Source organism: Streptomyces sp. NPDC054887 (genome assembly GCF_053610585.1).
The window spans coordinates 33,423-43,672 of record NZ_JBSGYQ010000064.1; the positions used below are offsets into that span (position 1 = coordinate 33,423).

The 10,250-nt window shown below is 72.3% G+C and carries 8 protein-coding genes; 7 read left to right on the forward strand and 1 reads right to left on the reverse strand.

The window, feature by feature from the left end; translation table 11 throughout:
• Positions 1 to 13: 13 nt before the first annotated feature.
• Positions 14 to 853, reverse strand: a complete 840-nt coding sequence (fdhD, locus tag ACWGH0_RS28245; protein WP_453407072.1) for a formate dehydrogenase accessory sulfurtransferase FdhD — start codon at positions 851 to 853, stop codon at positions 14 to 16.
• A 411-nt stretch (positions 854 to 1,264) separates the two neighbouring features.
• On the opposite strand from fdhD, the gene ACWGH0_RS28250 reads away from it, so the two are divergent.
• The 7 genes from ACWGH0_RS28250 to ACWGH0_RS28280 all read left to right on the forward strand — a co-directional run bounded on the left by ACWGH0_RS28250 (position 1,265) and on the right by ACWGH0_RS28280 (position 10,117).
• A complete protein-coding gene (locus tag ACWGH0_RS28250; protein ID WP_453407073.1) occupies positions 1,265 to 2,212 on the forward strand; it encodes a beta-ketoacyl-ACP synthase III in 948 nt (315 codons plus the stop codon).
• A 330-nt stretch (positions 2,213 to 2,542) separates the two neighbouring features.
• Complete coding sequence (locus ACWGH0_RS28255) at positions 2,543 to 3,724, forward strand: ROK family protein (RefSeq protein ID WP_453407081.1); 1,182 nt, start codon at positions 2,543 to 2,545, stop codon at positions 3,722 to 3,724.
• 367 nt (positions 3,725 to 4,091) lie between these two features.
• The gene (locus tag ACWGH0_RS28260; protein ID WP_453407074.1) at positions 4,092 to 5,636 is read left to right on the forward strand and encodes a sugar ABC transporter ATP-binding protein; all 1,545 of its coding nucleotides are present in this window, start codon (positions 4,092 to 4,094) and stop codon (positions 5,634 to 5,636) included.
• On the forward strand, positions 5,633 to 6,670 hold the full coding sequence (locus ACWGH0_RS28265; protein ID WP_453407075.1) for an ABC transporter permease: 1,038 nt from the start codon (positions 5,633 to 5,635) through the stop codon (positions 6,668 to 6,670). The genes ACWGH0_RS28260 and ACWGH0_RS28265 overlap by 4 nt, the downstream gene beginning before the upstream one ends.
• Positions 6,671 to 6,736: 66 nt before the next feature.
• Positions 6,737 to 7,774 carry a substrate-binding domain-containing protein gene (locus ACWGH0_RS28270; protein ID WP_453407076.1) on the forward strand — a complete coding sequence of 346 codons (1,038 nt, stop codon included), beginning with the start codon at positions 6,737 to 6,739 and terminating at the stop codon, positions 7,772 to 7,774.
• 64 nt (positions 7,775 to 7,838) lie between these two features.
• On the forward strand, positions 7,839 to 9,098 hold the full coding sequence (locus ACWGH0_RS28275) for a Gfo/Idh/MocA family protein (RefSeq protein WP_453407077.1): 1,260 nt from the start codon (positions 7,839 to 7,841) through the stop codon (positions 9,096 to 9,098).
• Between the two features lie 14 nt (positions 9,099 to 9,112).
• Entirely contained in the window at positions 9,113 to 10,117 is a 1,005-nt protein-coding gene (locus ACWGH0_RS28280; RefSeq protein WP_453407078.1) for a sugar phosphate isomerase/epimerase family protein, read from the forward strand.
• The last annotated feature ends 133 nt before the right edge of the window (positions 10,118 to 10,250 follow it).

The window sequence follows — 10,250 nt, forward strand, 5'->3', positions numbered from 1 at the left end:
GCCGCGGGGCGGGTCAGACCCCGGTGTGCAGGGCGATGCGCTCGTCGCCCGCGTACACGTTCATGTTCGGCCCGCGCAGGAAGCCCACCAGCGTCAGGCCCGTCTCGGCCGCCAGGTCCACCGCGAGGGACGACGGGGCGGAGACCGCCGCGAGGACGGGGATGCCGGCCATCACCGCCTTCTGCGCCAGCTCGAACGACGCCCGCCCCGAGACCAGCAGCACCGCGCGGGACAGCGGCAGCCGCCCGTCCGTGAGCGCCCGGCCCACGAGCTTGTCCACCGCGTTGTGCCGGCCCACGTCCTCCCGTACGTCGAGCAGCTCGCCCTCCTCCGAGAACAGCGCGGCCGCGTGCAGGCCGCCCGTCCTGTCGAACACCTGCTGGGCCGCGCGGAGGCGGTCGGGGAGGCCGGCGAGCAGCTCGGGCGTCAGACGCACCGGGGGAGTGTCGGCGATCGGGAAGCGGGCCGTGGTGCGGACGGCGTCCAGGCTGGCCTTGCCGCACAGGCCGCACGAGGACGTCGTGTAGACGTTGCGCTCCAGGGTGATGTCGGGGACCGGAACGCCGGGCGCGAGCTGCACGTCCACCACGTTGTACGTGTTCACGCCCTCCGCCGTCGCGCCCGCGCAGTACACGATCGACCGCACGTCGTCGGCCGAGCCCAGCACCCCCTCGCTCACCAGGAATCCGGCCGCCAGCGCGAAGTCGTCGCCGGGCGTGCGCATGGTGATGGCCAGTGGCCTGCCGTTGAGTCGGATCTCCAGCGGCTCCTCGGCGACCAGCGTGTCCGGCCGGGTGCTCACCGCCCCGTCCCTGACGCGGATGACGCGGCGGCGCTCGGTGACCCGTCCCATGGTGATCAGTCCGTTTCTTCGGGTTCTTCGTGATCCGCGCCGTCAGCCCGCTGTACGTGCCGACAGTCGAAACGACCGCCCTCGATGCACAGCTGCCGTGGGTGACCGGGGTTTCGTACGGCGAGGTGACCTCGACGCTGTCATTGTCCAGCACGGGGCGGGGTGAGGTTGCGGCCGGACGCCGCAGTGCGCACACACGGGCGAGGGGAACCGGAGTTCGAATTGTGTGCAAATGCCACGGCTGGTCAGCATTCGGCGCGAGGGTGCCGGGGGGCGGCTCCGGGGGCCGCCGTCAGCAGGAAGCTCCAAAGACTCGGGAGCGAATCCTGTCGGTTCACCTGCCCTCGTACCGGTGAGTCACAAAGAAGACTGGACCGTTCCGACTGTCCGCAAAGAGGGGTGGAACCGCCAATGACCGGCTCACGAGTCGTCGCGCTCGGGCACTATCAGCCTGCCAAGGTGCTCACGAACGACGATCTGGCGGCCATGGTCGACACCAGCGACGAGTGGATCACCAGCCGGGTCGGCATCAGGACCCGCCACGTGGCGGGCCCCGACGAGCCCGTGGACGAGCTGGCCGCGCACGCCGCGGCCAAGGCCCTGGCCTCCGCCGGGCTGGCCCCGGCCGACATCGACCTGGTCCTGGTCGCCACCTCCACCGCGATCGACCGCTCGCCGAACATGGCGGCCCGCGTCGCGGCCCGGCTCGGCATGACCTCGCCGGCCGTGATGGACCTCAACGTCGTCTGCTCGGGCTTCACGCACGCCCTCGCCACCGCCGACCACGCCGTACGGGCCGGATCCGCGACCCGCGCCCTGGTCATCGGCGCCGACAAGATGGCCGAGATCGCCGACTGGACCGACCGCACCACCTGCGTGCTCGTCGGGGACGGCGCGGGCGCCGCGGTCGTCGAGGCGTGCGCCGACGGCGAGGAGCCGGGCATCGGCCCGGTCCTCTGGGGCTCGGTGCCCGAGATGGGGAACGCCGTGCGGATCGAGGGAACGCCCCCGCGCTTCGCGCAGGAGGGCCAGTCGGTCTACCGCTGGGCGACCACCCAGCTGCCGCCCATCGCGCGCAAGGTGTGCGAGCGCGCCGGTGTGCGGCCGGAGGAGCTGGCGGGAGTCGTCCTGCACCAGGCGAACCTGCGGATCATCGAACCCCTCGCGCAGAAGATCGGCGCCGTGAACGCGGTCGTCGCCCGCGACGTCGTCGACTCCGGCAACACCTCGGCGGGCAGCATCCCGATGGCCCTGTCCAAGCTGGTCGAGCGCGGCGAGATCGAGTCCGGCGCGCCGGTCCTGCTCTTCGGCTTCGGCGGGAACCTCTCGTACGCCGGGCAGGTCATCCGCTGTCCGTGACCCCGCGAGGTCGCGGGCTGACGAGGAGAGAGCGAGCTCGCCGGGCACCTCGGGGTGTCCCGGCAGCGGGTGCGCGAGGCGTTGCGTTGCCCAGCCGGTCGCGCCGGCGCGCACCGGCCGGCAGCCCCCCGGTCCGGTCCGGCCATCCGACGGGCTCAACCGGGCCCACAGACCGCCCGGTTGAGCCGCAGACCAGCTTTGTCCTCGGTGTGGAGAAAGGTGTGGCGGATTCCTGCGTAACTTCTTCCCACTCCCGGCAGTCGCTGCTACGTTCCCCTCCAAAGCCCGGCAGTGAACGGCCGACGAGGCAGGGAGGGGCACGTGAGACGGATGACGGCTCGACCGGCGAACGCGCATCAGGCGCGGCTGCTCCGTCTGCTGCGTGACGGCGGACCCAACTCCCGCGCCCAGCTCGGCGACCAGATCGACCTCTCCCGCTCCAAACTCGCCGTCGAGGTCGACCGGCTCCTCGACACCGGTCTGGTCGTCGCCGACGGCCTCGCCGCCTCCCGGGGCGGCCGCCGCTCGCACAACATCAGGCTCGCGCCCGCCCTGCGCTTCCTGGGCATCGACATCGGCGCCACCTCGATCGACGTCGCCGTCACCAACGCGGAACTGGAGGTACTCGGCCACCTCAACCACCCCATGGACGTACGCGAGGGCCCGGTCGCGGTCTTCGAGCAGGCCCTCGCCCTGGCGGCCAAGCTCAGGGCGTCCGGCCTCGCCGAGGGCTTCGACGGGGCGGGCATCGGCGTGCCGGGCCCGGTCCGCTTCCCGGAGGGTGTGCCGGTCGCACCGCCGATCATGCCGGGCTGGGACGGCTTTCCCGTACGCGAGGCGCTCAGCCAGGAGCTGGGCTGCCCGGTCATGGTCGACAACGACGTGAACCTGATGGCGATGGGGGAGCAGCACGCCGGCGTCGCACGCTCGGTGGGCGACTTCCTCTGCGTCAAGATCGGCACCGGCATCGGCTGCGGCATCGTCGTCGGCGGTGAGGTCTACCGGGGCACCACCGGCAGCGCGGGCGACATCGGCCACATCCAGGTCGAACCGGAGGGCCGCGCCTGCGCGTGCGGCAACAGGGGTTGCCTGGAGGCCCACTTCAGCGGCGCCGCGCTCGCCCGCGACGCCGAGGACGCGGCCCGCTCCGGCCGCTCGCCGGAACTGGCGGCGCGCCTCGAAGCGGCGGGGCGGCTCACGGCCGCCGACGTCGCCGCGGCCGCCGCCGCCGGCGACGCCACCTCGCTCGACCTCATCCGCGAGGGCGGCAACCGCGTCGGCCAGGTCATCGCCGGGCTCGTCAGCTTCTTCAACCCCGGGCTCGTGGTGATCGGCGGCGGGGTGACCGGCCTCGGCCACACCCTGCTCGCCAGCGTCCGCACCCAGGTCTACCGCCAGTCACTGCCGCTGGCCACCGGCAATCTGCCCATCGTGCTGGGGGAGTTGGGGCCCGCCGCCGGTGTGATCGGCGCGGCCAGGCTCATCAGCGACCACCTGTTCTCGCCTGCCTGACCCCGGCCGGCGCCCGTACGACCCGTAAGCGAAACGTTCCTGCGGCACCACCGCACACACGCCCCGGCACCACCGAACACACTGCCCGTACCGCCGCACACATCTCGGTGCCACCGCACACGGCTCGGCTTCGCCCTGCCCGGCTCCGGCCTGCCCGACTGCTCCGTACTGGCTTCGCACCACCGGTACCGCCTGCACACCTGCACACCCGCACCACACGCCCCGCCATCACCAAGCAACGCCAGCCCCACCAGCCTCGTCCGCTCCACCAGCCCGGTCAGCCCCAACAGCCGCACCCGTCCCGCCGCTTCTGCTCCGTCCTGCCCTGCTCGCTCACCGGCCGCCGCACCAGCCGAGGGGAACCGTCATGGCACCACCGCAAGCAGCCCCAGCAGCCCCGCCCCTTCTTCTCACCATGTCCGGCATCACCAAGTCGTTCCCCGGTGTCCGCGCCCTCGACGGCGTCGACCTGGAGGTCGTGGCCGGTGAGGTGCACTGCCTGCTCGGCCAGAACGGCGCCGGCAAGTCCACCCTCATCAAGGTCCTCGCCGGCGTGCACCAGCCCGACGGCGGCGAGATCACCTGGCAGGGGTCCACCGTCGCCCTCAGGTCGCCCATCGCCGCCATGCGCCTGGGCATCGCCACCATCTACCAGGAACTCGACCTGGTGGAGGGCCTGTCGGTGGCCGAGAACATCTTCCTCGGCCACGAGCCGACCACCGCGGGCTTCGTCGTACGCGGCCGGCTGGCCCGCGCCCGGGCGACCACGCTCCTCGCACGTCTCGGCCACCGCGAGATCGACGCGGGAAGCCTCGTCGGCTCGCTGTCCGCCGCCCAGCAGCAGATCGTCTCCATGGCGCGGGCGCTCTCCCACGACGTACGCCTCATCGTGATGGACGAGCCCTCCGCCGCACTCGACCCCGACGAGGTCGACAACCTCTTCCGCATCGTCGCCGGACTCACCGCGGACGGTGTCGCCGTCGTCTACATCTCCCACCGGCTTGAGGAGATCCGCCGCATCGGCGACCGCGTCACCGTGCTCAAGGACGGCCGGGCGGTCGCCGTGGGGCTGCCCGCCAAGACCACCCCGACCCGTGACGTCGTCGCGCTGATGACCGGCCGCGACGTGGAGCACGTCTTCCCCCGGCGGTCGGCAGGCGGTGTGCCCGACGCCGCGCCACCGGTTCTGCGCGTCGAAGGGCTCGCCAGGGAGGGCGAGTTCGCGGCGCTCGACCTGGAGATCAGGCCGGGCGAGATCGTCGGGCTCGCCGGACTCGTCGGCTCCGGGCGCTCCGAAATCCTGGAGACGGTGTACGGCGCACGCAGGCCCAGCGCCGGCCGCGTGTTCGTCGACGGGCAGCCGCTGCGCCCCGGCAGCGTCCGCGCCGCGGTCCGCGCGGGCATCGGACTCGCCCCCGAGGAACGCAAGGCGCAGGCCCTGCTGATGCTGGAGTCCGTCACCCGCAACGTGTCCGTGTCGACCCTGTCCCGATTCTCGCGCGGCGGCTGGCTCGACCGTACGGCCGAACGCGAGGCCGCCCGTTCCGCCACCCGCGAACTGTCCCTGCGCCCCGACAACCCCGACGCCAACGTCCGCACGCTCTCCGGCGGCAACCAGCAGAAGGCCGTACTCGCCCGCTGGCTGCTGCGCGGCTGCCGTGTCCTGCTGCTCGACGAGCCGACGCGCGGCGTCGACGTCGGCGCGCGGGCCGAGCTGTACGCCGTCATACGCCGGCTGGCGGACGAGGGGCTCGCCGTACTTCTCGTATCCAGCGAGGTCCCCGAAGTCCTGGGCCTCGCCGACCGGGTGCTGGTGCTCAGGGAGGGCCGCGTCGTCCACACCGCGCCCGCCCGGGAGCTCGACGAGCACCGCGTACTCGACCTCGTGATGGAAGGGAGCCCCACGCCATGACGCAGCCAGTCTCACCGGCGCAGCGGCACCAGCAGGACGGACCGGCCGCACCCACCGCCAAGACGCCCGCGCGCCGGCCCGACCGGCTGGGGCTGCGCCTCGACGTGCGCAACCTGTCGCTGCTCGGCGTACTCGCCGTCCTGGTCGCCGTCGGCGGCTTCACCAAGCCCGACCAGTTCCTGGACAGCGGCAACCTCCAGCTCGTCCTGACCCAGGCGTCCGTCATCGGCGTCGTCACCGTCGGCATGACCTTCGTCATCACCAGCGGCGGCATCGACCTCTCGGTGGGCGCGATCGTGGCCCTCGCCTCGGTGTGGGCGACGACGCTCGCGACGCAGGAGTACGGCTTCGCGGGCATCCTCTTCACGGCGGTGGTCGTGGGCCTGGCCTGCGGACTCGTCAACGGGCTGCTCATCGCGTACGGCGGGATGGTGCCGTTCATCGCGACGCTCGCCATGCTGGCCTCCGCCCGCGGACTCGCGCTCCAGATCACCGACGGGAAGACGCAGATCGTCACGGTGGAGTCCGTGCTGGACCTCGGCGTCCCCGGCTCGTACGTCCTCGGCGTCCCGCCCCTGGTCATCGTCTTCGGCGTCGTCACCGTCGTGGGCTGGCTGCTGCTCAACCGCACCACCTTCGGGCGGCGTACGGTCGCCGTCGGCGGCAACGCGGAAGCGGCCCGGCTCGCCGGGATCGACGTACGGCGCCAGCGCCTGTACCTCTACCTGCTGTCCGGACTGTGCTGCGGGATCGCCGCCTTCCTCCTCGTCGTCCTGTCCGGCTCCGGGCAGAACACCAACGGCAACCTGTACGAACTCGACGCCATCGCGGCGGCCATCATCGGGGGGACCCTGCTCAGCGGCGGCCGGGGCACGATCGTCGGCTCCGTGCTCGGTGTCCTCGTCTTCACCACGATCACCAACATCTTCGCGCTCAACAACCTCCAGAGCGACGTCCAGCAGATCGCCAAGGGCGCCATCATCGTCGCCGCCGTACTGGTCCAGCGCCGCACCGCGCGCGACGGCGGGACCTGATCCGTACCGCCGCACTCCTCCCCGTCCCCCTCCCCGCAAGCCCTGACCTGAAGGGTTGGAACCGCCATGCCAGAAACCAGTCGCAGAGGACTCCTCTTCGGCACCGCCGCCGTGTCCGCCGGCGCGCTGCTCACCGCCTGCACCAGCAACGAGCCCAAGAAGGAGCCGGCCGCGAACAACGAACCGGCCGCCCCCGGCGACAAGCCCGGCAAGAAGGTCACCATCGGCTTCGCCGGTCCGCAGGCCGACCACGGCTGGCTGAACGCCATCAACGAGAACGCGAAGTCGCGCGCCGCGAAGTACCCGGAGGTGACGCTGGAGATCACCGAGGGGTCCAACGACACCGCCGCCCAGATCGGCCAGGTCCAGACGCTGATCAACAAGAAGGTCGACGTCCTGGTGATCCTGCCGGCCGACGGCAAGGCCCTCACGCAGGTCGGTCTCCAGGCGATGAAGGCGGGCATCCCCGTCATCAACCTGGACCGCATCTTCGCCTCGCCGCAGGCGTACCGCTGCTGGATCGGCGGCGACAACTACGGCATGGGCCTGAACGCCGGCAACTACATCGGCGAGCAGCTCAAGGACAAGAAGAACGCCAAGGTGGTGGAGCTCGCGGGCCTGGACAACCTGGAGCTCACCAAGCAGCGCAGCCAGGGCTTCGCCGACGCCCTCAAGAACTACCCGAACATCAAGCGGGTGGCCCGCCAGGCGGCGGACTTCACCGTCGAGTCCGGACAGGCCAAGATGGCCCAGCTCCTCCAGGCGCAGAAGCAGTTCGACGCCCTCTGGAACCACGACGACGACCAGGGCGTGGGCGCCCTGCGGGCCATCCAGCAGGCCGGCCGGGACGACTTCCTGATGGTCGGCGGGGCCGGCGCCAAGGCCGCGATGGACGCGATCAAGGCCGACAACAGCGTGCTGAAGGCCACCGTCCTCTACCCGCCGACCATGGCCGCATCCGCCGTCGACCTGGCGCGCGCGCTCGGCCAGGGCAAGGGCGTGGGCGGGATGTCGGAACTGGAGATACCCGCCTCGATCACCCTCTACTCGGCCGTCGTGACCAAGGACAACGTCGACGAGTACCTGCCGACGGGCTTCAGCTGACGGGGCCGCCGCGCCCGCCTGCCCCCCACCGTGCGAGTGACGAGTTCGACGAGGAGGAATCCGTATGGCCCGCAGGGAAGAGTCACAGACGGACACAGACGCCGGTCCCGGCGCGCCGGGACGTACGCCGGTCCCGGCGCTCGGCGTCGGCATGGTCGGATACGCGTTCATGGGAGCCGCCCACTCGCAGGGCTGGCGCACCGCGGGCCGCGTCTTCGACCTGCCGGTGCGGCCGGTCCTCGCGGCTGTCTGCGGACGCGACGCGGTGGCCGTGCGCGCCGCCGCGGACCAGCACGGGTGGGCGGCGGCGGAGACCGACTGGCGCGCCCTCGTCGCCCGCGACGACGTGCAGATCGTCGACATCTGCACACCGGGGGACAGCCACGCCGAGATCGCCGTCGCCGCACTCGAAGCGGGCAAGCACGTGCTGTGCGAGAAGCCGCTGGCCAACTCGGTCGCGGAGGCGGAGGCGATGACGGCCGCCGCCGAGCGGGCCCGCGCCCGGGGCCAGGTGGCGATGGTCGGCTTCAACTACCGCCGGGTGCCCGCCATGACGTACGCCCGGCGGCTCGTCGCGGAGGGCAGGCTCGGGGCGCTGCGGCACGTACGGGTCACCTATCTCCAGGACTGGCTGGTCGACCCGGACTTCCCGCTGACCTGGCGGCTCCAGCGCGAGCACGCGGGGTCCGGAGCGCTCGGGGACCTCGGCGCGCACATCGTCGACCTCGCCCAGTACCTCGCGGGGGAGCCGGTGGTGGGCGTCTCGGCCATGACCGAGACGTTCGTCCGCTCCCGCCCGCTGCCGGCGTGCGCGACGGCCGGACTGTCGGGGACGGGGTCCGCGGGCGCCGGGCGCGGCGAGGTGACGGTCGACGACGCCGCGCTCTTCACCGCGCGGCTGGCCTCCGGAGCGCTGGCCTCGTTCGAGGCGACCCGTACGGCGGCGGGCCGCAAGAACGCGCTCAGCGTCGAACTCAACGGTGAGCGCGGCTCGCTGGCCTTCGACCTGGAACGGCTGAACGAGCTGTCCTTCCACGACCACACCGAGCCCGCCGTCTCCTCGGGGTTCCGGCGGATCCTGGTGACCGAGCCGCAGCATCCGTACCTGGAGGCGTGGTGGCCGCCGGGCCATGCCCTGGGTTACGAGCACACCTTCGTCCACCAGGCGCGCGACCTGCTGCACGCCATCGCCACCGGCGCCGACCCGGAGCCGTCCTTCGCGGACGGGCTGCGGGTGCAGCGGGTGCTGGCGGCGGTGGAGGAGAGCGCAGAGAAGAACGCGATCTACACGCCCGTGCTCCCCGTACTCCCCGCACTCCCGTAGGAGGGCCGTCACCCATGCCACGACCGTTCACGCTCTTCACCGGCCAGTGGGCCGACCTGCCGCTCGAGGAGGTCTGCCGGCTCGCCCGCGACTTCGGCTACGACGGCCTCGAACTCGCCTGCTGGGGCGACCACTTCGAGGTGGACAAGGCGCTCGCCGACCCCGGCTACCTGGCCGGGCGTCACCAGCTCCTCGACAAGTACGGCCTCAAGTGCTGGGCGATCTCCAACCACCTGGTCGGCCAGGCGGTCTGCGACGCGCCCATCGACGAGCGCCACCGGGCGATCCTGCCGGCGCGGATCTGGGGCGACGGCGAGCCCGAGGGCGTACGCCGGCGGGCCGCGGCCGAGATGGCGGACACGGCCAGGGCCGCCGCCGCCTTCGGCGTCCGTACCGTGATCGGCTTCACCGGGTCCTCGATCTGGCACCTGGTGGCGATGTTCCCGCCGGTGCCGCCGCACATGATCGAGCGGGGGTACGAGGACTTCGCCGAGCGGTGGAACCCGGTCCTCGACGTGTTCGACGCGCAGGGGGTGCGGTTCGCCCACGAGGTGCACCCGAGCGAGATCGCGTACGACTACTGGACGACGCGGCGGGCGCTGGAGGCGGTCGGGCACCGGCCGGCCTTCGGGCTCAACTTCGACCCGAGCCACTTCGTGTGGCAGGACCTCGACCCGGTCGGCTTCCTGTACGACTTCCGGGACCGGATCTACCACGTGGACTGCAAGGAGGCGCGCAAGCGGCTCGACGGGCGCAACGGCCGGCTCGGCTCCCACCTGCCGTGGGGCGACCCGCGCCGGGGGTGGGACTTCGTGTCGGCCGGGCACGGTGACGTCCCCTGGGAGGACGTGTTCCGCATGCTGCGGTCGATCGGGTACGACGGGCCCGTCTCGGTGGAGTGGGAGGACGCGGGCATGGACCGCCTCACGGGCGCGCCCGAGGCGCTGGCCACGCTGAAGCGCTACGACTTCGACCCGCCGGCGGCGTCGTTCGACGCGGCGTTCGGAGGCGCGGAGTAGGGCCCGCGCACACCGGAATCCCGTAGCCCCCCGGCCCGGTCACGAGCCGGGGACCGCACTCAGCCCGACGGCGTGACCGCAGCCGCCGGGCCGGTCCCGGCTGCCTCGGCAGCGCTTTGTCCTGCGGCGGGAG

Coding starts and splice junctions, on each gene's coding strand:
- ACWGH0_RS28260 (WP_453407074.1), top strand. CDS start 4,092: ATGGCACCACCGCAAGCAGCCCCAGCAGCCCCGCCCCTTCTTCTCACC.
- ACWGH0_RS28280 (WP_453407078.1), top strand. CDS start 9,113: ATGCCACGACCGTTCACGCTCTTCACCGGCCAGTGGGCCGACCTGCCG.
- ACWGH0_RS28255 (WP_453407081.1), top strand. CDS start 2,543: ATGACGGCTCGACCGGCGAACGCGCATCAGGCGCGGCTGCTCCGTCTG.
- ACWGH0_RS28250 (WP_453407073.1), top strand. CDS start 1,265: ATGACCGGCTCACGAGTCGTCGCGCTCGGGCACTATCAGCCTGCCAAG.
- ACWGH0_RS28270 (WP_453407076.1), top strand. CDS start 6,737: ATGCCAGAAACCAGTCGCAGAGGACTCCTCTTCGGCACCGCCGCCGTG.
- fdhD (WP_453407072.1), bottom strand. CDS start 853: ATGGGACGGGTCACCGAGCGCCGCCGCGTCATCCGCGTCAGGGACGGG.
- ACWGH0_RS28275 (WP_453407077.1), top strand. CDS start 7,839: ATGGCCCGCAGGGAAGAGTCACAGACGGACACAGACGCCGGTCCCGGC.
- ACWGH0_RS28265 (WP_453407075.1), top strand. CDS start 5,633: ATGACGCAGCCAGTCTCACCGGCGCAGCGGCACCAGCAGGACGGACCG.